19 protein-coding genes are annotated in these 22,963 nt (G+C 42.6%); 14 read left to right on the top strand and 5 right to left on the bottom strand.

All coding sequences use genetic code 11. From position 1 onward, the window contains the following. Positions 1–159: 159 nt before the first annotated feature. Positions 160–462, top strand: a complete 303-nt coding sequence (locus tag ACQKFO_RS14535) for a DUF5658 family protein (RefSeq protein WP_427599561.1) — start codon at positions 160–162, stop codon at positions 460–462. Between the two features lie 35 nt (positions 463–497). Here ACQKFO_RS14535 and ACQKFO_RS14530 read toward each other — a convergent pair whose 3' ends face one another. Continuing rightward, positions 498–1,832, bottom strand: a complete 1,335-nt coding sequence (locus ACQKFO_RS14530) for an FAD-dependent oxidoreductase (protein WP_427599559.1) — start codon at positions 1,830–1,832, stop codon at positions 498–500. A 211-nt stretch (positions 1,833–2,043) separates the two neighbouring features. Between ACQKFO_RS14530 and ACQKFO_RS14525 the strand changes: the two genes are divergently transcribed. The 6 genes from ACQKFO_RS14525 to sipW all read left to right on the top strand — a co-directional run bounded on the left by ACQKFO_RS14525 (position 2,044) and on the right by sipW (position 8,549). Next, complete coding sequence (locus ACQKFO_RS14525) at positions 2,044–3,669, top strand: PTS transporter subunit EIIC (protein WP_427599557.1); 1,626 nt, start codon at positions 2,044–2,046, stop codon at positions 3,667–3,669. A 24-nt stretch (positions 3,670–3,693) separates the two neighbouring features. Further along, entirely contained in the window at positions 3,694–5,016 is a 1,323-nt protein-coding gene (locus tag ACQKFO_RS14520; RefSeq protein ID WP_427599556.1) for a 6-phospho-alpha-glucosidase, read from the top strand. A 103-nt stretch (positions 5,017–5,119) separates the two neighbouring features. Further along, on the top strand, positions 5,120–5,911 hold the full coding sequence (locus ACQKFO_RS14515) for a MurR/RpiR family transcriptional regulator (RefSeq protein ID WP_427599554.1): 792 nt from the start codon (positions 5,120–5,122) through the stop codon (positions 5,909–5,911). A 459-nt stretch (positions 5,912–6,370) separates the two neighbouring features. Then, a complete protein-coding gene (locus ACQKFO_RS14510; protein ID WP_427599553.1) occupies positions 6,371–6,964 on the top strand; it encodes a CalY family protein in 594 nt (197 codons plus the stop codon). A gap of 134 nt (positions 6,965–7,098) precedes the next feature. Beyond that, complete coding sequence (gene tapA / locus ACQKFO_RS14505) at positions 7,099–7,953, top strand: amyloid fiber anchoring/assembly protein TapA (protein ID WP_427599551.1); 855 nt, start codon at positions 7,099–7,101, stop codon at positions 7,951–7,953. Between the two features lie 23 nt (positions 7,954–7,976). Then, a complete protein-coding gene (gene sipW / locus ACQKFO_RS14500; RefSeq protein WP_427599549.1) occupies positions 7,977–8,549 on the top strand; it encodes a signal peptidase I SipW in 573 nt (190 codons plus the stop codon). Positions 8,550–8,646: 97 nt separating this feature from the next. Here the strand turns inward: sipW and ACQKFO_RS14495 are convergent, their stop codons facing one another. Next, entirely contained in the window at positions 8,647–10,119 is a 1,473-nt protein-coding gene (locus ACQKFO_RS14495) for a hypothetical protein (protein ID WP_427599547.1), read from the bottom strand. 183 nt (positions 10,120–10,302) lie between these two features. Between ACQKFO_RS14495 and ACQKFO_RS14490 the strand changes: the two genes are divergently transcribed. After that, positions 10,303–10,680 carry a GtrA family protein gene (locus tag ACQKFO_RS14490; protein WP_427599546.1) on the top strand — a complete coding sequence of 126 codons (378 nt, stop codon included), beginning with the start codon at positions 10,303–10,305 and terminating at the stop codon, positions 10,678–10,680. A 20-nt stretch (positions 10,681–10,700) separates the two neighbouring features. Then, positions 10,701–11,672, top strand: coding sequence for a glycosyltransferase family 2 protein (locus tag ACQKFO_RS14485; RefSeq protein WP_427599545.1), 972 nt, complete (start codon positions 10,701–10,703; stop codon positions 11,670–11,672). 576 nt (positions 11,673–12,248) lie between these two features. On the opposite strand, the gene ACQKFO_RS14480 is transcribed toward ACQKFO_RS14485, so the two are convergent. From ACQKFO_RS14480 to ACQKFO_RS14470, 3 genes are all read right to left on the bottom strand, one after another. Next, entirely contained in the window at positions 12,249–13,133 is an 885-nt protein-coding gene (locus tag ACQKFO_RS14480; protein WP_427599544.1) for a tetratricopeptide repeat protein, read from the bottom strand. A 40-nt stretch (positions 13,134–13,173) separates the two neighbouring features. Next, the gene (locus ACQKFO_RS14475; RefSeq protein ID WP_427599543.1) at positions 13,174–15,027 is read right to left on the bottom strand and encodes a bifunctional diguanylate cyclase/phosphohydrolase; all 1,854 of its coding nucleotides are present in this window, start codon (positions 15,025–15,027) and stop codon (positions 13,174–13,176) included. A 177-nt stretch (positions 15,028–15,204) separates the two neighbouring features. Then, entirely contained in the window at positions 15,205–15,777 is a 573-nt protein-coding gene (locus tag ACQKFO_RS14470; protein WP_427599541.1) for a DUF5317 domain-containing protein, read from the bottom strand. Between the two features lie 356 nt (positions 15,778–16,133). Between ACQKFO_RS14470 and ACQKFO_RS14465 the strand changes: the two genes are divergently transcribed. The 5 genes from ACQKFO_RS14465 to ACQKFO_RS14445 all read left to right on the top strand — a co-directional run bounded on the left by ACQKFO_RS14465 (position 16,134) and on the right by ACQKFO_RS14445 (position 22,935). Further along, positions 16,134–17,030 (top strand): DUF1672 family protein, encoded by an 897-nt coding sequence (locus ACQKFO_RS14465; RefSeq protein WP_427599539.1) that lies wholly within the window; start codon positions 16,134–16,136, stop codon positions 17,028–17,030. Between the two features lie 596 nt (positions 17,031–17,626). Further along, entirely contained in the window at positions 17,627–18,544 is a 918-nt protein-coding gene (locus ACQKFO_RS14460; RefSeq protein ID WP_427599538.1) for a DUF1672 family protein, read from the top strand. Positions 18,545–18,598: 54 nt separating this feature from the next. After that, complete coding sequence (locus ACQKFO_RS14455; protein WP_427599537.1) at positions 18,599–19,525, top strand: DUF1672 family protein; 927 nt, start codon at positions 18,599–18,601, stop codon at positions 19,523–19,525. Between the two features lie 341 nt (positions 19,526–19,866). Next, positions 19,867–20,811 (top strand): DUF1672 family protein, encoded by a 945-nt coding sequence (locus tag ACQKFO_RS14450; RefSeq protein WP_324745590.1) that lies wholly within the window; start codon positions 19,867–19,869, stop codon positions 20,809–20,811. Between the two features lie 15 nt (positions 20,812–20,826). Continuing rightward, positions 20,827–22,935: an SA1320 family protein gene (locus ACQKFO_RS14445; protein ID WP_427599535.1), complete on the top strand. Its 2,109-nt coding sequence runs from the start codon at positions 20,827–20,829 to the stop codon at positions 22,933–22,935. The last annotated feature ends 28 nt before the right edge of the window (positions 22,936–22,963 follow it).

Here is a 22,963-nt window from a genome sequence, read left to right as displayed (position 1 = left end):
ATGCCTCTTTATAAAGGAAGGGGAAAAGTTTATTCGTTCTTAATAATGAATTATACTTTGTTTTAATTGTTGAATGGAGGGTATATATAATATAATGAGAGGGAATGAATGTTCTTTAAAAAGAACATAATACTGTTGAGTAAGAAGGGGATGAAAACCATGAGGTTATTGCTCTTTTATATTGCCATCTTAAATCTACTGGACGCTGCACTCACGATGTATGGTTTACATTTTAACTATATAACAGAGAAAAATCCCCTGATGAATCAACTCTATCTTACAAGGCCCTGGCTATTCCTGCTCGTGAAGGTCCAGCTTTCCGTCCTATTACTGGTTGTCCAATACTATTTAAACACTTCGCAAAAAACATCCAAAATATTAGTGAGTGTGGCAGCGGTAGCAGCCGCTTCTTACACCTTCACCTGCCTCTTACATGGGTATTGGATCGTTGAAATCGTATAGAGGGACTGGCCCTTGGCCAAATCCCTCCAATACATTTATAAAACCATACCATCCTCAACCAACATTTCCTGCAACCTCTTTACATCGATCTCCCTTGGACTGCATTTGGTTTCCAAGGCAAGGGATGCCGCAGTACCGGCCGCCTGCCCGACTGCCATAGCGCTTGGGGTCAAGCGGGTAGTGGCCAATGCTTCATGTGTGGTCGAAATGCAACGGCCGGCTACAAGAAGGTTATTGATCTTCTGTGGAACCAGTGTTCGATATGGGATATCAAATGAGCCGTCCCCTTCCACCCAGGCAATTTCCATTCCGTTTCCGCTAGGTGCGTGGATGTCGATGGGGTATCCGCTTTTGCTGATGACGTCTTCAAAGGCTTTTCCTGCAGTGACATCTTCTTTCGTGAGAGTATATTCTCCCTCGATCCTCCTTGATTCACGAATCCCGATTTGTGCTCCGGTACTTGAGATGGAAGCTTCTTCGAATCCTGGAATCCATTTTACCAGGAAGTCGGCTATCATCAGGACTTGCTTTCTCCCTTCGAACTCTGCTTTCGTTAAGTCTTCAATCCGTGTTCCGTCTAAATCCTGGACCCTGGTCATGTTGACGAGGACCTCATCCTTTGCAGGTCCTGTGAAGAAGAGGACTTGATCCCTGTTAATGGGAAGGTTCGCTTCCTTCCATTCTTTATAGAATCCTTGAACTGCAGTCAGGGGAAGGTCAGGAAGCTCATCAAACGGTGTTTTTTTGAAGAAGTTGTCCTGATGGTTGAGTATATGTTCCTTGATTTTGTCTAAGTCGACCCCCCTCATCCGAAATTTCATGGTAAGTGGCTGGGTTTTCTGATCTCCGTCTCTTCCTTTAAGGGTAGGAGCACCCGAGAGATAGGCAAGATCGGCGTCTCCGGATGCGTCAATGAATTGCTCCGCTTGTATTTTCATCCGTCCGGATTTAGAGGTGATTTCAATGGCTGTGATCCTGTCATTTTCAACCGTCAGATGATCGACAAAGCTATGCACAAGTAAATCCACACCGGCATCTTGAAGAAGCTCGACAGCAAGTACCTTATACACTTCGGGATCGTAAGGGGTGACGGAATAAACAAAGCCGCATGTATCACGGAGGTGTCCTGGTGACGCTCCTCGATCCTTCAGTTTTTGCACGATTTCTTCAGCGATCCCCTTAATGACCTGGGTTCCGTTTTCCGTATGGAATGTCATCCAGGGATAGACACTTGCAATGGTAGACATTCCCCCAAGGAAACCATGCCTTTCAATTAACAATACCTTTTTCTTTTTGCGGCCGGCGGCGATGGCAGCGTTGATTCCTGCCGGTCCTCCGCCTACTACTACGATGTCATAGCTTTTCTCCATTATGTGATTCCTCCTTCTATGGTCTTCACTTATTCATTTTCCTTATCGTATCGCACCACTTACTATCCATCTACAGGTTCGGCCGAAATTAGAACATGTTTCATTAGGAGCGCCTTCAACAAAAAATGTTTCAAGAATCCCTGATACTGAGAAAGTCTGTGCTATTATACTGAAAACGGATTCATTCATATGGAATAAAGGGGGAATTTCGATGGGGAAAAAGGTACAAAGCTATTTTTCGAGACTGGGAAGATCTTTCCTGATGGCTGTTGCCGTCATGTCATTTTTTGTCCTGCTGTTAACCTTGGGGGCTGTTCTTAAGAACCCTCACTTTATAGAGGCAGCACCGTTCCTGGGGACCACGTGGATTCAATTTCTGGCGAATGCGTTAAGTGAATCGGGCCTCGTAGTGATTCGATTTATGCCGATTGTGTTCGCGGTGTCGATTGCCATCGGTATGTCGGAGAAGGGGCACAGGGAGCTTGCGGCTTTCTCGGCTGTTGTGGGTTATTTATTCATGATTACGTTCTCGAGTCTGACCATGAATACCTTCGGGTTGGCGCTCAAGCCGTTAGTGGCCGTTGGTGATACCAATATGGTAAGCCTGACTCAGACATTAGAGATGAGAAAGGCGATGCAAACTTTCGTACTTGGAATCCAAACAATCGATACCGGTGTACTTGGCGGGGTTATTGTTGGAACCGTGTCTGCATGGGCCACGAAAAAATACAGAAATAAATCCTTACCGATGATCTTCAGTTTCTATCAAGGCAAACATTTTCCACCTATTGTGACGGGCCTTATTTTCATGGTAGTGGGGATGATGATTCCGTTTATCTGGCCGGTGATCGGAGGCGGGATCTACAATGGAGCGAAGATGGTAACTGGTGCGGGGGTGGCAGGCTCCTTTCTGTTCGGTTTCATTGAACGGATCTTGATACCGACTGGCCTTCACCATGTATGGTATTCTCTTGCGCATTTCACTCCTGTCGGTGGAACGAAAGAGATATGCGGAGAAGTGTTTACAGGAACGAAAGCGATCACGACCTCTGCATTAGGATGCGGGAATTTCTCGGGTGATTTGTCTGAAATTACGCGGGTCTGGCTGGGGCAAGGAGCGACACCGATCAAAGTATTTGGGGTCCCTGGTGCCTTGATCGGTATCTATCTTGCGGCAAAGAACAAGCCACGTGCGAAAGTCATCGCCATTTCAGCTGCAAGTGCCTCTGTCTTTGCAGGGGTGACGGAACCGTTTGAATTCCTGTTCATGTTCCTTGCTCCAGGATTATTCGTCATCCATGCCGCCCTTACAGGTGTGTCCTTTGCCGTACTGGATATACTCAATGCTTCTTATTTAGGCGGGAATAACATTATAGAGTTAGTTTTCAACGGAGTTCTTCAGGGCCATAAGTCTACTTGGATACCGGTAACCCTTGTGGGGATCGCCATGTTCTTTATCTACATGTTCGTGTTCAAGTGGTATATTAAGAAGTTCAATATCCTGACACCTGGAAGGGAACCAGAGGGGGATTCGGAGGAAACCCTGGAAGCAGAAGTAGCAGCTTCTAAGCTCATGAATCAGAAATCCGATAAATCAGAAGTCATTGGATTAGTAATCGAACTGCTGGGCGGGAAAGAAAATATTAAAGACTATACCAATTGTATTTCAAGATTGCGTATCTATGTATACAATCCTGATCTGGTCAATGGCGAAGGGTTGAAAAGGGTTCCTGATTCGTTGGGGATGTCCCGTCCTTCACAAGAAGAAATTCACTTGGTATTTGGAATGAAGGTATCAGAATACCGACAAGTGATGGATCAGCAAATCGGTGAATAAATGGAAAGAAGAGGTGCATAAAGTATGAAAACATTCAAGATTGCCATCGCAGGCGGTGGCTCAACGTATACCCCGGGAATCGCGAAAGCCTTGATGCTGAAACGCGATGAGTTCCCGGTTAGGGAGATTTATCTCTATGATATTAATGATGAACGTCAGAATCGCGTGGCACATATCACGCAAAAGGTCGTCCATGAATTTGACCCCGCTGTGAAGGTCGTAGCGACGACGAATCCGGAAGAGGCATTCACAGGTGCTGATTTCATCTTTGCCCAGCTCCGTGTTGGTGGAAACAGCATGAGGGAGCAGGATGAGAAGATCCCGTTCCGAAACGGGATCGTCGGTCAGGAAACCTGTGGACCTGGGGGGATGGCTTATGGAATGAGAACCATCGGACCCATGATTGAGCTTTGTGACTTTGCCGAAATTTATGCTCCACAGGCATGGATCATAAATTATAGCAATCCGGCAGCCATCGTGGCAGAAGCCTTGCGAAAAACAAGGCCCGACGCACGGATCCTGAATATCTGTGATATGCCTATTGGAATGATGCTCCGGATGGCAGAGATCCTAGGGTGTGAGAAGGATGAAATTGAAGTGGATTATTTCGGGCTGAATCATTTTGGCTGGTTTACGGATGTTTATGTAAGAGGCGAAAGCAAGCTGGCTGAGCTTAGGGAATATATGAGTGAGCACGGATTGGTTACACCTGAGCAGTCTATGGACCTGCAGCATTCCGATGCTGACTGGATTAAAGCACACCGAAATGTGGCTGCCATGCTGAAGCTGTTCCCGGAGTACTTACCAAGCTCATACCTTCAATATTATCTGATTCCGCAAACCGTGGTAGAGCAGACGGATGCAAGCTATACAAGGGCAAACCGTGTGATGGATAATCGGGAAAGGAATCTCTTTGACTCAATTGCGCATTTAGAAGAGACGGGAGAATTCAAGGAGGGCTTTAATGTTGGGGTTCATGGTACGTTCATTGTCGATGTGGCCATGTCACTGGCGTTCGACCGCCGTGAACGCTTCCTGTTGATTGTAGAGAATAATGGAGCCATTCCGAATCTCCCTGATGACGCGATGGTCGAAATCCCTGCCTATGTGACGAGTAGAGGACCAGAACCCGTTCGCTTAGAGCCGATCGGCCTCTTCTATAAAGGGTTGATCGAACAGCAGCTGGCTTCTGAGAAATTGCTCGTAGAGGCGGCATTGGAAGGCTCTTATCAGAAGGCCATACAAGCATTTGCCCTGAATAAGACTTTCCCTTCTTCTGAAGTGGCCAAAAGGGTTTTGGACGAGCTGATCGAGGTGAATAAAGAGTTCTGGCCAAAATTGGGATAATGGGAGAAAAGTCCGGGCATTGTGTCCGGACTTTTCCATATCTAATCATCTTTTTCTGCTGATCTATCCTGATATATAATGAGGGGAGAAAGGGTGAGATTATATGAAACGTTTATTATTGAACAAGGTGCTTGGAACGGTGGGAGACTCAATCAACGATACAGAATACGCTGTCCTACTTGATTTGATCGATCATATAGATGATTTACAGACGTACAGCATCCGTGAAGCGGCAAAGAACAATTTCGTCTCCACCTCCAGTATTTCAAGGCTTTGTGTCAAACTTGGTTTGAGCGGATACAGTGAACTCAAATTCCATCTTAAGAATCAGTACGAAATTCTTCAATCAACCCGGAGTCAGAATACTTCCTCCATCAAGCAATCCGCCCATCAATTAAAAGGTGTCTTTCAACAAAACTTTACCAAGACGATCGAAACCATTGATGAGAACTGTGTCAATCAAACGATCCAGTGGCTGAAGAAATCGTCACGTATCATGGTGTGTGGATCGGGAATTTCGGAAATTATCGCAAGTTATTTCACCCAACGATTCCAAATCATCGGTAAAGAAGCGTGGCTCGTCGACCTAAGTGCGCCCGGTGGCATCTATATCAATCACCTCGCCAAAAGCGATCTCATGATTGTGTTCTCACGATCGGGCGAGTCTTCCTATATCCTGAAGAAGACGACAATCGCGAAAAGACAAGGGCTTAACATTATTGCGGTTACAAGCAACAAAGAAAGCCAATTAGGTCAATTAGCTGACATCATCTTGCCCATACATGGATCAACAGAACCTTTGGATGTGTCCTATAATATTACTACTTATAATTCAATGGCCATCCTATTTGTGGATTTGTTGTTGCAGTTGTATATGGAGGCTATTGATGTTTGATATGGGGGACGAGTTTCCATGGTATTTTTTTACAATCTCGGTTGAAACAATGCCCTTTCTCTAACAGCTTTACGATAAGTTTACCTTCCCACTAAAAGCAAGGCTCGTAAAAAATCTATTTTATAGCAGATGGACCAGTATCCATGGATATTAAGAGTGACTAGTTTATCTTGAAAAGTGATTTTAAAAGTAAGTGGGTCGGTAGTCAGGAAACCTAGGTTCATATGTTCATTATAAAGAATAAAAACGTTCTTAATAATAAATAAAAAGATTAGAAACAAAGAGATAATTCGAGATATTTCATGATTAGTGTTCTTTTTAACGAATAATTGGCCGAATATGAAGTTTTTCAACCCGTGACATATGTCTTATACTTCAAGTGTAAGGTTCGTTAAAAAGAACAAAAAGAACTTTGAACCGAACCAAATAATAAGAGTGAAAACGAGGAGGAATTTAAAGATGGGTATTAAGCAAAAATTAGGATTGGGCGTAGCATCAGCTGCACTAGGGTTAGCGTTGGTTGGGGGAGGTACATATGCTTATTTTAGTGATAGTGCAGAAGCGAATGCTACTTTTGCAGCTGGTACATTGGATCTTAGTGTAGACCCGACAACGATTATTAATGTGGATGATATTAAACCAGGTGATACTATGCTTCGTTCCTTTGATTTAGTAAACGGTGGTAGTCTTGATATTGCTACGATTGATTTAATGACTGATTACACAGTGACTGATGCAAATGGTAACAATAATAGTGATTTTGGAAAGCATATTCGAGTTAACTTCTTAATAAATGGAGATAAATTAGATGCACCGATTTGGTCAACAACATTATATGACTTGAAAAATATGTCACCAGATGTAATCGAAGGTAATTTCTGGAGTCAGTTCTTTGCAGAGCGTGGAGGAAACCTTGCTGCGGGTACAACAGATAAACTTTATGTTCAATATGAATTTGTAGATAACGGTCAAGATCAAAACAGATTCCAAGGTGATTCTCTTACACTAAAATGGACATTTGATGGTAAGCAAGGCGCAGGTGTTGCACGCTAATATTAAAGTGAAATAATTGGGGAAGGTGGGCTTTTCGCCCATCTTTCCATTGAACTTTAATTTTCTTCAGAGAATAAAGCTTTTTGGATTTTATTTTCTGAAGAGAACTAAAGTTTATCACATATCCAAAGGATGTGATCTCCATAAGATACCCAAGAACAAGAAAACATAAAACCCCCATTAAAAAGTGGAAGCTTCTCTGTCAACTAATGGCCATCTGGTATGCCACTACCATTACGACTTCATTCATAGACGGCAGCACCGGCGCCTACTTTAACGATCAAGATCATGTAACCGGTGTAATCACTGCAGGTACATGGAGTACATGGGATGAAAGCTCTTTAACTTTCCCTAATAAAGATCGAATTATTAAGATGTGCCCACCAGGAGAAATATCCGCTTCTATAAAGAACACGGGCAGCAGCATGGAGGGAACGACTGAATATGAAGTCTACTTTGCTACTTCAGGGAACCCTAAAAAGGGAAATAAAGTGTCACAGGGAGAAATCCAGCCAATAGCTGAAGGAAAAACCGCTTTAGTAAAATCGACTATTAGTAAACCTGGAAACTATAAATTCAAAGCCCTCCAACGCCCCGGCCACGGAAACAAAGAAGACACCAGACATGAATTATGGAGTGAAACGATTACTGTAAAATGCACAGAAGAAAAACCAAAAGCCCCGGATAAGGGCGGAGATGAAAGTAAGCCTGAGCAGCCGGATAAAAAAGAAGAACCGAAAGTAACCGAGCCTGATCCTGCTACTGATGGAAGTAAAGAGGACATTAAGGAAGTACCTCCGCCACAGGAAGAGGAGAAGCAAGAACCAGAAGACCCTGCAGTCCCTGCTGAGCCAGAATCAGAAGTGGAGGAGGAACAACCCGAAACTACAGAAGCCAGTGTCCAATCTTCAGAAGCGCCTCCCGCCAAGGAAGAAGAGCAGGTAGAACCAACTCCTGCATCACCTGATAAAATCAGTAATCAAGAGTAAAAGAAAGGTAAGGTTGAGAAAATATGAAGCTGGCAAAAAAAATACTAAGTACGAGTATCACGGTCGTTCTGTATGCGGTATTGTTTATGATGATATTCGTTGTCGTTTCATCCAAGGCAGCGGGTGGAGAACCCCAGTTCATGGGATATCAGATTAAGACAGTGTTATCAGGATCGATGGAACCTGATATCCAAACGGGTTCGATCATTGCGGTGAAACCTGGAGGAGATATGACCCGTTTTAAAGAAGGCGATGTCATTACTTTTAAAGAGAAAGAGAATATTTTGATTACTCACCGGGTTTTGGAAGTGATGAAGAGCGGGGAACATGTGATGTATAAGACAAAAGGGGACAATAATGACGCTCCGGATCTTGAACCAGTGTTATCAGAAAATGTTGTGGCGGAATACAAAGGGTTCACGATTCCTTATATTGGATACTTCATGAATTTCATGAATTCGAAAAACGGGGCATTGATGTTTATCATCCCGGGGATACTACTCCTCTTTTACTCAGGCTACACGATATGGAAAGCAATCTCCGCGATTGACCTTTCCTCCCGAAAAGAAGAATCCATTGAGAAGAATATTTCATAACCTGTTTTAGACTGGGGACAAGAGGAAACATCTCTTGTCTCCTTTTTTTGTGTGGATCCAGGGGGACAGGCCCCTTGGCTCCACTATATTTGACAGTCTATTGAGAATCCGGGTCTAGGGACCCATCCCTCCGTCCCAGATACCCCATGCAGCTCAGCATGATGATGAGCGGGGTGAGGCTGACGAGGTAGCGGGAGCGGGTTTCCCACAGGATGAAGAAAAGGAAGAACCCGATGATGGACAAGGTTATGAAGGAGATGAAGGGATGATTCCCTTTGAACCTCAATGCCAACAGTAAACCAAAGAACAATAAGAGATGTTGTACCCTCGCATAACCTTGGACGACATGTCCGGATTTATAATCCGTCAAGCGTTGGAAATTTTCAGGATGGACAGGGTATCTTCTTAGTTTATTTAACGAATAATAGGTTCCGTCTGTCCAGGTGTGACCGATTTTTTCAATGTTAAATGCGATATTTCCCGCCAGTCCCTTATCGGCGAGGCGATTCTTTAATTCGTTGATGTGTGCCTCAGTGACTTCTTCCCTTGGATACTCCTTTAGAAGGTTAGTCGTGAAGTCCACATCCGTCTGTGCATACTTTCCGAAGCGGTCTTCATTTTGTCCCATCACCATCCAATGAGTGACGGGCATGCTTCTCTTTTCCACGGTTTCCTTATCAAGGATTCCGAGCTGATAAATCCCGCTGGTGAATAAAGTTTTGACTATCAGCAGGATGATGAAGGGAATGAGCATATAAAGCTTTTTCCACTTTTTCATATAGAGAAAAAGAACGATCGTAAAGGCAATCGTGAAAATGATCAGGGAGCCTTTTAACAGCATCCCGAAAGAAAAGATGACGGATGCTGTAATGATGGCAAGCAAATCCCCTCTTAATTTCCCGTCCTTATTGATCAATATCTGTAACGGCAGTAGCAGAAAGATCAATGAAATGGTGTCCGTATAGACGACGGGTGCATAAAAGAAATAAGGAAAGAACAGGACGCTGACCAGTAGACTTGCCATCCCGACAGCTTTCCCGGCCACCTTTGAAGCAATTCTAAAGATGAGATACTGGCTTATCGTGATGATCATGACGTTAAAGAGCTGGAAGACCAGAAGTGCAGGTGTTGTCAGCTTGCCGATCACGGCCAGGATGCAGACGAGCAGTATGTTATTGGGATAGATCGTGAAATAGTCCCCGATTTCCCCTTTTTCAACGAAAAGCTTCGCACTGTCGACGATCGCCCCGAAATCCCAGGTAGGGTTTACGTTCAATTGTTTTATCGTGAGCAATTGCAGGATCAGGCTTACACCCAATAGCCCGATGACCGCGTATATCCGAGGGATTTTTCCGAGGAATTCCAACAGGTGCCGGCGAAATCGGTATACCAATACGGCCAGCAAAACGGAAATCATAAGCGTAATGAGATTGAAATACGCGGGTGTTTCAACACTTAATGTACTATATCCTCTACTCATGAAAATGTTCAATCCTACTAAAAGTAGTATCACTGCAAAGAAGATGTAGAAGATGAATCTATGTAAAAAATGAAAGATCCGGGAACCCATGATTTGCCTCCTTTTTAAAAATACATTTTCTACTATATCAAAGCGCACAGCATTTGGGACTTCTTTTCTCCATTCTATTGTTAAAAATTTGTAAAGTTTTTCAATGCAGTAGCTTCCAGGATTGATATAAACTTCAAATATTGGTATCTTTAACCGAGAATGAAAGAGTGGGAGTTCGATAGGATGAAAAGGTTCCTGAAATTCGGGACAGTCGGTGTTTTCAACACATTGATCACGTTGGGGAGCTACACGCTCTTTATCTATATAGGCATACACTATCTGCTCGCGAACGTTCTGGGATATGTGTTGGGTGTATTGAACAGCTATTATTGGAATAAAAAATGGGTGTTCGATGCCAGCGATGCGAAGGCGGATGTATTTGTGAAGTTTGCTTCGGTAAATGTTTTTACACTGGCTTTTAATACCCTGATTCTGTATCTGCTGGTTCATTATGCCGGGTTCCATCCGGTTGTGGCGAATATCGTGGCCATTGGTTCGGGGATGGTGTTGAACTATCTGTTGAATGCGAGATGGACCTTCGCAGCGAAGGGCAGTCATTAATAAGAAAAGTGGAGGATATCATGCGGGAACTAATTTCAATTGTCATTCCTATGTACTTTGAAGAGGAAGTGGCACAGGAATGTTATAACAGGATCAAGAACGTCATGGTGGATCATCATATCCAGTATGAATTTATTTTTGTCAATGACGGGAGTACGGATAGGACCCTCGATATCCTGAATGAGATCGCACTGAAGGACAGCCAGGCGAAGATCGTGAATTTCGCCCGGAACTTCGGTCATCAGACGGCTGTGACAGCAGGGATCGATTATGCTTCGGGGGATGCGATCGTCATCATTGATGCCGACCTTCAAGATCCTCCGGAGGTCATTCCGGAACTCATAGCAAAATGGAGAGAAGGCTATGAAATCGTTTATGCGAAACGGAAAAAGAGATCCGGGGAAACGAAATTCAAACTTTTGACAGCCAAGTATTTTTATAAATTCCTGAACTATATGTCGGACATCGACATCCCAAAGGATACAGGAGATTTCCGGATCATTGATCGAAAGGCAGCGGATGTGTTCAAGACGATGACGGAGCGTAACCGTTTTGTCAGGGGGATGTTTTCCTGGGTAGGGTTTAACCAGACCTATATTGAATATGAGCGGGATGAACGGTTTGCCGGGGAAACGAAATACCCGTTGAAGAAAATGATCAAATTTGCTTCGGATGGGATCATTGCGTTCTCTACCAAGCCATTGAAGCTGGTGATGACCATCGGCTTCGCATCGGTATTGATTTCCTTTTTCGTCCTTGTCTATGCGATTGCCGTCAAGCTGTTCGGGCAAGGTGTGGAAACAGGCTGGGCCTCGATCATGGTGGCCATCACCTTCTTTAGCGGGGTTCAACTGCTAGGCATGGGCATCGTAGGGGAGTACATCGCGAGAATCTATGACGAAAGCAAAAACAGACCAATCTATATCGTGAAAGAAACCGTGAATTTGAAAGAACCTGTGAAGAGGGAGCGGGAATCTGTAGAATATGTATAAGGTGGGGCGGGGGCAGGCATCCTGTCCCATTTTTCTTTTTGTAGCCATCGTTGTTATTCAATAGTAGAGAGTAGGGGTTGATTTTCCCATGGGTGGGGCAGATGAGTGTCCTGGGATTTCACCGGCTCAGCTACAGGGCTTAGGATATCAGTTGATGAAGTGGCTTATCTATGAGGGCTGGGTTTGTTTGAATAGTGGTCCAGTCACTCAATTTGTCCGCTTTTGGAAGGGAAATGACCTTAGATTTTCTTTTTTTAGCTGGAATGGGATCCCGAACGGGTCGGAGGCTGCCGGTTAGGAGTGAAATTCCTGACATGCAGCACCTTCGCAGAGGAATTAATCCGGTTTGGACTATTTTCAATCCGGATATCAGATTATTGATCCTCTTTAGAATTTAATCATCCTGTTTTAAATTTATTAATCCTCTTTTGAAATAATCAATCCTCCGTGTCGAATTTTCTTTAGGTGTTCATTCACAGGCCACAGGCAGAGGGTGGATGGGATGCTCGGTAGCACTGGGCATCCCTCTTTTAATTACTCATCTTTGCGTCGCTTCTAAAACGGTGGAACGGCTACCTATTGACCCTCATTCAATTTCTTCAATTTGTCTTGGATGAATGACGAGTATAGGGCATTCTCTCGAAGCTCGAACATGAGGAGGGCTTTTTCCATGTAAGGGATCGCTTGTTCGTAATCTTCCGTTAGTTCATAGTTAAAACCTATTTGATAATACGATTCTCCTAATCCCCAAAGCAGTTCTTCCTCTATGCACCAATGAATGGCCTTTAAGCAATAGTCAGTCGATTCCTCGTAGTTTTTTGTACGTGTATGTACCCGGGCTATATTATAAAGCAAACGTGTCTTGATCGATTTATCATGCAATTGCTCAGCAGGATGGATCATCATCTCTACCTTTTGGTAATATTCAAGGGCTTTCTGATGGTTGGCCAACTGAGTTTCCCATATTCCGAACGTAATCAGGATTTCCATCTCCCGTTCCGTCATGGCTTTTTTCTGATGGCATGTCAGCTTATAGGCTTTCTGCAGCAAGGAGAATGCAGCGCCCGAATCCTTTTTGATTTCGAATAAGTAGATGCTCTTGTGCCAATAAAGAAGCTGAAGCTTTTCATTGTCTTTATAGAAAAGAGGGTTTTTCTCTTCCATTTTGACGATATCCATCATTTCCTCTAATCGTTGATCCACCCTCAATTTGGTTAGCTGTCTTTCCACCTCACGAAGATAGTCGAGTCTTGGGGTGGTCCCGATCTCGAAGAAATAGTTCACGTCCACTCCCAGCCTGGTCGATATTTGGTAAAGGGCGGTGGCGCTGGGAAAGATGTCCCCCTTTTCGATGCGGCTGATCAAAGCCTGGGTACAGATTCCTTCAGCCAAATCACCTTGAGTAAGACCCACCGCCTTCCTTAATTCCCTTATCTTCTTTCCAATCACTGAGTAATCCATTGGTAGACCTCCTCAAGTGGAACCGGGGTTCAGTTAAAGTTTACCCTTGTTCCTGGTTAGGATTCGCTGGGACAAGGGGACTGTCCCCCTGTCCCACATAGTTCTCCTCGATCATTTCAATAAATGGTTCGACGTAGGTTGGATCGAATTGGTGTCCGGAGCATGCGCGGAGTTCCTCGATTCCTTCTGTAAAGGTTTTGGTTTTCTGATAGGGTCTTTCCGTTGTCATGGCATCGAAGGAATCGATGACGCAGAGGATCCGGGCAAGCTTCGGTATGTTCGTTTCCCGTAATCCATATGGATAGCCTTTGCCGTCATAGCGTTCATGATGTAATTCGATCAACGGCAGGAGCTCGTCATACTTCTTAATAGAAGAAATGATTTCCTTTCCATAGATGACGTGCTTCTTCATCATCTCCCACTCATGGGGGTCAAGTTTTCCTTTTTTGTTGATGATATCCCGTGGAATCTCAAGCTTCCCGATATCATGGATCAGTGCCCCCAGGATCAGGGTACGCCGTTCTTCGCTGCTTAGATTCAGCCGTTCACTCATTTCTGTCGCATAGGAAAAGACACGCTTGCTATGCTGATAGGTATAGACATCCTTGGACAGAAAGATCTGCAGCTGCTGTTCAAGTGCATCGATTTCTTTCGCAAACTGGCAGTCCTGGTGATACACATGATCCTCTTTATATATTTGGATCGCATTCTTCCCTTGAGACTTTGCGAAGTAAAGGGCTTTATCTGCTTTTGATAAAAGTTCAGATGAACTGTACGTCCCACTCTCATATTCCACAATTCCTGCCGAGAATGAAATGCAGCCCTGAGGGGAATGCTCCACTCCAGTAAAATAGGTATCATTGATTTCTTTCCTGATTTTATTGAGGAAGGTGAAGGCATCCTGCTTCGATACACCAGGCAGGATGAGACCGAATTCTTCTCCTCCATAACGGGCAGCGATGAAGGGAAGGTCTTTTGTTTTATCAAGCATGAACGTGCCAAAGAACTTTAGGAGCGCATCGCCTTGAATATGACCGTTGGCATCATTGTATTTTTTGAAATCATCTAAGTCGATCAGGGCCACGCAGAAAGAGTTCTTCCGATTCTCCGTAAGCATCTCATCGAGGCGAAGCTTAAAGTACCCATGATTATATAAACCGGTTAAGAAATCTCTCTTGGCCTTCGCTTCTTCCTCTTTGTATAGATTGAAGAAGTTTCTGAAGGCGAAAGAAAGCATGATCGCAAGTGTCAGGAATAGAAATATACCGAATATCGGCTGCTGGCTGATTAGAATCGTCAGGACCAAAGCCAGGACGAGTGTACAGAGGTAGCTTGTGAAGACCTCCTGAATGAGCTGCTTTTGAAAAGCGGTACGGATGATGGTCTTCAGGGATGGCTTCTGTGCCAGATAGAAATAGACCCACATAATCATGACATTTAAGATGAAGTAAACAGACAGGGCCAGGGCGTAGGGCATGATATTGGGAAAGTCCGTTTCACCGACAGCTCCACCCGTCAGGATGAACGTGTAATATGTACAGATCAGCATGAGAGAATAATTGGCGAAGTTAAAGAGGTGCTTCCACCAGGCCAATTTGAAACGGATCATGAGAAATACGATACTGCTGACCCCGAGTGCCAGCAAAGGGATCTTCAGCCCAAACAAAAAAAGACCTGCTAAGTAAATAGAGGAATCCATGGAAAGGGTATTGCCGGAAAGAGGAATGATAATATTAAAATGATTTAATAGCAAAATCGCTCCGACAAGGGTATAAATGAGCACCCAGTTTGATAAGTCTTCCACTTGGGGATTGAGATGGTCCAGAAATAATAGAACACCGAGAAGGGAAATAAATGCAATATACACGTTTTCTGATTTCAGTTTTACTTTCATACGTATTCACGCTCTCATTAACATATTAGGGCTGACCCCGGGTCGGATGATCCGTGATCAGCCCTGTATCTTTTACCAGAACTTCCAACCAGAAGTAAGGGCAACTACAGCTGAACCAATGATGACTAGGTTAATAATAGCATTTTTTGTTCTATTTTTCATTATAATCTCACCTCCTTAAAGTGTCGTCTTGGATGCGACGAGCTTGTCCTTCTTGCGGACCATCACGGATTGGATGAAAAGGAATACCCCGATATTCATCACGATATCCCCGATGCTGATTACCTGCTCACGGGGGTAGGGGGCTGACAAAGGAATGATATCTCCCAATAAAGCCAGTTTCGTAGATTCCGTAACAAGCGCATGCTTGGCGTATAACGCATTTTTCGTTGCTTCCAGATAGTGAGGGTCGATCACCGCAGCCGCCTCCATGGAGACCGGCATCCTTCCGCCATTGATGGCCATGACAATGAAGTTCAATAGAACCCCGACGAAAATCGCGATGAAATGGGGATGATGGCGATTCACCCATAAAAATGTGAGCCCCACGACATAAATGAACATAAATGAGAGATTGCTAACCTGTCCGACCCACCCCACCTTATTCTGAAAATAAAAGATGACAAGCTGTAGCACCAGCAATACGGGAAAGACCCATCCCATTTTAAAACGGATATCGGCAAATTTCTTAAAGTTTCCTCCACGTATGAACCCAATGATGATTGCAATTAAAATCCCATCAAAAACCATATAACAGCCTCCGGTAAACAAATTGAATATGAAGAGATAACGACCGATTAAAATACCATATTTTCCATTATAACGGAAAATAATTGGAAATGTTTAGTTATTTTGAATATTAATTATTTTCTTCAGCATTCTCTTCTATCAAAATAATAAATACGCAGGTTACACCGGATGAATTGGGGTATTTAAACAATTATGTAATAAAAATGGTGCGGTAATGAAGGCTGGATAGAGTAATAGATATAATGGAATTATTATTAGGAGCAAGGTATGAGGGCCATAATCGTTTTGGTTTATAAAAAAATCCGCCTGAACTTCCCTATTAATTTGGAAGAGGAAAAGTAAAGGAATGATGAAGCTTGAAAAAGAAAACGATTATCACATATGCTACCGTGCTTCTGCTAGTAAGCGGTTGTGTTGAAAAAGAAGAAGCTCCTAAGGTGAACCCGAACACCAAATATGAACGGGCTCAGGACTATATAGGAGAAGGTTACTTCCTGAATCAGGGATCGGAAAACGACAAGATCGCAGAAGCTAATAAAGAGAAGATTGAAAAGGAAGTCAAGAAGTTCTTTCTGGAGGAGTATAAGACAAAGGTTAAAGTTCATAATCTGGTTGGGAATGTGGAAGGAGCCACAGTGTATGTTGAATCGGAAGGACCGCTCCACTTTTACACGTATGCGGTGATTCCGTTCGATGGAGAGAAAGTGAGTACGAATCGCGTTTTTTCACAGGAAGGACAGGTGGAGAGTGGGATTACGGATGGACTATACAGGATGATCTTTGATGAAGAATTTGATCGTCTTGATGAGTATCTTGATAAGATTGTTGCCGAAGAGGAGGTTGTTGGCCGTAGGGGTGAGTCCCTAGGGAACGTTGGTGGGGCTGGTTATATGACCCCCTATTATTTCATCGGGTCGTCCACCACTGATGATGAAGCGATTCTGCCTGCATATGAGTTGTACATGAGGAACCCGCAAGCATCGGCAGAACAATTTAGGGGAGCTTTCAATGAAGAAAAATTTAGCGCGGATAATCTGAGAGTTTCCATCATGTTGTTTATGGAAGAGGAGAACGCTGAACCCAGCGAGGAATTATTTAATAAGATTACGGAGGATATTGAGAGGATGAGCGGAATTCCAACGGGGACCTTCAGTGTGTTCATCAATGACAATCGGGTACATAAAGAATCGTTTGAGGGTGTGAAAGACAATTCTCTTGAACGGGCGTATCCAAATGGGATTGTAAGAGATTAGGAGGGAAGCAGGCTTGGTTGAATGCAGATAAATCGTGTTAACTGGGATTACAGGGACTTTAATTCTGCTCACAATGGGGGCGGGAGATCAGTATGAAAGGGGGAGTGTCGACACGTTGGAAAGAGGATATCTCCATTATTTCGTGAATGAAAACTGATCAAGAGAAGCAGCAAATAGGAGGAATAGTAAGATGGATTGTAAGTGGATAGGGATGAGTGGTACGTTGGTTTTTTCACTCATGTTAGGTGGTTGTATGGGAGCAAAAGAAGACGAAATGGCCAAGGTTGAAACACGCATATGAAGAGAGTCCGTTTTCTCCAGACGACCTTTTGATTAATGTGCGTTTATTTATGAAAGAGAAAGACGCTCCTCCGAGTGAAGAGATTTTTCAACGCGTGGTAAATGACTTAGATGCCATGGATGGCATACCAAAAGGATCTTATAGCTTATTCCTTAATGACAACAAGGTATATCGGGATAGTTTTACTGGGGAAAAGGATAATTCATTAAGTCGTGGGCATGGGAACTACATTGTTAACAATTAAGGTGAGAGGGATATAGCATTAACACCAAATTCATAGGGGGATGAGGCACTTATGATTATAAAAAATAAAAGGATCATATACGGAACAGTACTTTCATTGTTCCTTGGTGGATGTATGAATGGGATTAAGGAAAAAGAAAATCCTGAAAAGCAGATGAAGAATCAATTTGTAAGTGTCCAGGAGTACAATGGAGAAGGATACATACTTAAAAATGGGGATGAAACAGACAAGATTGCCGAAGAGAATCGAGAGGAAGTAGAGAAAGCGGTGAAAGATTTTTTCTTGAAAGAATATAAGACAGATGTAAAGGTTCATAATATTGTTGGCAATGTGGACGGAGCTACAGTATTTGTGGAATCAACTGATCCTCTTCATTTTTACACTTATGCAGTTGTTCCAATTGATCAATCAAATGAAAAAATTTTGTCAGACAGTGTGTTTTCTCAAGAAGGACAAGTGGAGAGCGCCATAACAGAAGGCTTGTACAGGAAGGTTTTTCATGACGAATTTGTTGGTTTGGATGATTATTTAAAGAAAATTGTAAAGGAAGAACCTGTTACCGGGAGAACGATTGAGTCCCTTCAAAATGTTGGAGGTTCAGGCTATATGACACCCTATTACTTCTTGTCTTCATCTGTTGTAAATGATGAAGCGATAAAACCAGTTTATGATTTATATATGAAAGATCCCCAGGTTAGTATAGAAAAATTAAGGGCTGCTTATAATGAACAAGTGTTTAATCCGACTTATTTTGAGGTGGTCATTCATTTGTTTATGAGAGAGCAAGATGCTGATCCGGATGAGAAGGTATTTAATAGAATAGTAAACGATATCGAAAGCATGGGTGATATCCCAACCGGGACTTACAGTATCTTCGTCAACGACAATACAGTCCACAAGCAGTCCTTTGAAGCGGTGAAAGAAAATTTTCTCGAAAAAACGACTCCTGATGAGATAATTAAGGAGTAGGGTAGTGTATATCCAAGTACATAGAAATTATGAAGATCGGGGGATCAGGCATATATGAATGCTAAACAAAAATTGATTATATATGGAATCGGACTTTCATTATTCCTTGGAGGATGTATGAATATGGATAATGAAGAACATGTTGATTCAAAAGAGGCTACCGGAGAATATAAAGATACTTTGGTGAGAGTGCAAGATTATAAAGGTGACGGATATGTCCTTAGAAATGGAGAAGGGGCAGATAAGATTGCAGAGGAAAAAAGTGATGAAGTAAAAAAAGCAGCTAAGGATTTCTTTATGGAAAAGTATAAAACAGATGTCAAAGTCCATAACATAGTCGGAAATGTGGATGGTGCGACAGTATTTGTTGAGTCGACAGGGCCAGTTCATTTTTTTACAACCGCTATAGTGCCAATTGATTTGAGTCAAAAAAAGGTTGTAGGGGATGACGTCACGTCTTTGGACGGTGATATTGAGAGCGCTATCCAAGGAGGCCTGTATCACCTTATATTTGACGATGAATTTAATAACCTGGATCAGTATCTAAGTAAGATAGTGTCCCAAAATGAAGTTGTAGGGAAAAGGAAAGAATCACTTGAAAATGTAGGAGGGGCAGGTTATATGACCCCCTATTATTATCTATCCACTCCACCGGACGACAAAGCTATCCAACCTGTGTATGAGGCTTATCTGAAAGATCCCGGCACACCCATCAGTGAACTTAAATCCCTATTCTCGAAAGCTGATTTCGTAGCAGAAGGTTATAATATTACGATTCAGTTATATATGGAGAATGAAAATGTAGAACCTGATAAAAAATTATTCAATAAGGTTCAACAGGATATTAAGTCAATGAGTTCGATACCTAAAGGAAATTACAGTGTAATCATTAATGATAATTTAATTAATGAAAAAGTAGACGATGGAATCAAAGATAATTCTTTGCAGTTAACGTTTCCGGATTCGATTTTAAAGAAGTGATGTTAAAGTGGTGAGCTGTATGACCGTATCTAACTACTCCCGATCTAGTGATCAGGTCTTATAGTTATAAATTTCAGGAGATTTATTTTCAGTACTTATAGGTTATCATTTAAATAATTGGGGTAATTATACAAATGTATGAGTCTTTAGGCGTAAGTTCAATATGCTAAATCAATAGTATAAAAGAAACGTAAAAAAGAAGTCTGCTCCCCTACTTTTTTCCTGTTTTACCTGATTGCTCTAAGTATTACCGGATTGAACTGTTAATACTTTACAGACTTTTATACAATATAAAGGTAATTCTTTAAATGAACCCATCCAATTAGGAGGATCAGACATTCATGAATACTAAAAATAAATGGATTATATGTGGAATCGGACTTTCATTATTACTTGGAGGATGTATGAATATGGATAATGCAAATGGTAATGGTGTGGATGAGAAGAAGGGTACGCAGGATGAAGTGGAAGATCAAAGCAATCGTTTAGTAAGCGTCCAGGAATATAATGGAGAAGGGTTTTCTCTGAAAAATGGTCAAGAAAATGACAAAATTGCTGAAGCAAAACGGGAAGAAGTGGAAAAAGCCGTCAAAGATTTTTTCTTAACACAATATAAAACTGATGTTGAAATTCATAATATTGTTGGTAATGTTGATGGAGCTAGTGTGTTTGTGGAGTCTGTGGGTAAGCCCCATTTCCATACCTTTGCAGTTGTGCCCATAGATTCTAATGAGGATAAAATCCTGACTGACCAGGTTTATTCATTAGAAGGAGAGGTGGAAAATGCCATCACTTCGGGTGTTTATGGATTGATATATGAAGATCAGTTTAGCAAGTTGGATAAATTATTGAAAGAAATTACAGAAAAATATCCATTTACTGGAGAAAAAATCCAGGCCATTAATAATACTAAATCATTTGGATTTGGAAATGAGTATTATTTTGTGTCATTTTTTGATATGGAAATATCAGAGAGGATCGTTGAAATTTATTTAGAAAATCCTGATATTACGAAAGAAGATTTAAAAGAGGTAAATTTAAAGAAATTAAGCCCTGAGTCAATAAATATTACTATTCAGCTTTTTAAAGATAAAAAAGATTCGAATCCAACTAACGAAGAGTTAGAGGATATTGCAAAAGTTATTGAAGATGCGGAAGGGCTTCCTTTTGGCGCGTATAATCTCCTACTACATGACAATATAATTGATAAAGTTACGGGTAGCGGGGATAAAGAAACCACTGTTGATAGAGCCGACCCCAATTATATTATAAAAAATAAACATTAGAAAGAGTTGAGTAAGGTGCCATCAGTAAATAATGTTAATCCAGTTAATGTTAATAGAGAAACCACTGATAGGGACTTGGTTGAATTAGCGGGATTACATGCTTATTCAGAAATTAATAGATTTGACATTATAAAAGTTAATGGAAAGGCATTTAAGGTATTAGATGTAAATTTCCTCGACGACACTGGACTAGACGCATTTACAGTCCGAAATGAGTCCACAAAAGAAATAACAATAGTATATGAAGGTACAGACGCAGCTGCTGAGAATGGAAAGCAAGATTTATTAACGGATGTTCAACTGCTAAGTGACCTAACTTTGCCTCAACTTGAAGCTTCCGCTGAATATTTAAATAGAATACAAAAAGAATATAAGAATGAGGGGGGAGTTAGCTCCGTTACCGGAAACTCCCTAGGGGGCCCCCTTGCAAACTACGCTGTAAGAAATCGACCTGATATAAAATCCGTTACTCTAAATCCAGCATTATTTCCAAAAGGTGTAATTGATCCCGACAAAAACTACGACAACATCACCAACTACTTCACCAACTATGACGTCTTAACCGGAACCCTGATTGCCCTGAATCTCGATTCCCGTATCCCTGGACGGAGATACGATATTTCGACAGGTATACCGGTGATCGGCGAGAAGTTCAGCATCCTGACGAACAATCATACGGGATATAACGACAAAGGAGCCTATGAGATTGGTCAACCAGGAGACCCTGGTTACGGCAAAATCCATGACGAAGCTGATGCCCACATCATGACAAGCATCTGGACCGGAGAACCCCTCTATGGCGGTCATTCAGACAGGATTGAGATCAATCGCGACAATCTGAACCTGTTGGCTGAAGCCCTGGCTGGGGATGTCACCACAAGATTGGGGTATGCCCAGGACTACTTGACCCATTCGCAGGAAATCGCCCAGCATGAAGGAGACCGTTACTCAGAACGGTTGAGCCGCCTGCAGATGATTTTTGAGGATTCATTTGAAAACTTGATCGGTAATCCTTTATTCATAGGCATCACGACGACGGAACATCGTCTGACCTCTGAAATCGATCATCTTATTTCTCTCTTGAATATGGCTGAAAACGCCAGTAAATCTCTTAACGGTGTGTTGAATTCCCCACCTGTCGAACTCGTGGAACACCTATTCAACCGAAGCATCAGTGTCGAAAGCATTTTTGGTCAGGCACGGAATCAGCTGCTTGAATTCAAACAGGAGATTACCAGTCTGACAGGATTCCTGCAGAACATCCTTCATAAAGAAATCCCGGAGCTATTTAGCGGAGGAAAGGAAACACTGGAGGACCTCCTTGTGAACGAGATGCTGTCACACTATGAGATTATCAAGGCCAATAGTGTGAAAATGAATAGTCACATCGCAGAATTTCAAAGTCAGGTTGGGGATCTAGCCAAAAACTTTGGAGAACGTGATTCTTCTTTAAGTGCGAGCATCTCTGGAGGGGCTTCGGTTCAACATGAAGTAGTGATGCCGAAGAAAAACGAGTACGTGCTGGAAACGTCTAATCATATGCTCATCGGTATGAAGGTGAAAGAGATTTACCTGGACGGGTCCTTTGAAGCTTTCAAGGGAGTTTCCCACCGCTTTCTGTTTCCGCTTTTAGGCGGTTTGACGGGTCTTGCTTTTGCCATTGAAAACACATTGGAGGTCATTTCCGCCCAAATCAAGGGTGCCATGAATGTTGCCTTGAGTGGAACGGTTCCCGGAAAGCTTATCAGTATGTTCTCGGACTTCGACGACAAAATCCGCTCGTACGTTTCTTCCGCACTGGAGCCGATCGATGAGCTGGCTGCGACCATAGAAGGACTCCGGGACGGATTAACCAGGTTAACGATCGGATTTCCAGCGTTGCTTGACAGCTTCAGACCTTATATCGACTCTGCGATTTTTGATAAAACGAATTACTCCAATATCCATATATACAATGTATCGGCCATGGCCATTCATGAAGAAATGGAAATGCTCTTTGACGACATCGTCCACCAGCTCAGTCAACATAAAGGAGATTCGATTCAAGCATTATGTGAAATTTCACAGCGAGTGAAAGACAATATGATTCAACTGCGTGAACAGGTGGATCGTGTGACATTGTAGGGACAAGGCATCCGCTTGTTCCTATTTT

Source organism: Rossellomorea sp. NPDC071047 (assembly GCF_050270195.1).
In the GTDB taxonomy this organism is placed as follows: domain Bacteria; phylum Bacillota; class Bacilli; order Bacillales; family Bacillaceae_B; genus Rossellomorea.
Note: the sequence above shows the minus strand (reverse complement) of the source record. Positions and strands in the feature narration are given on the sequence as shown.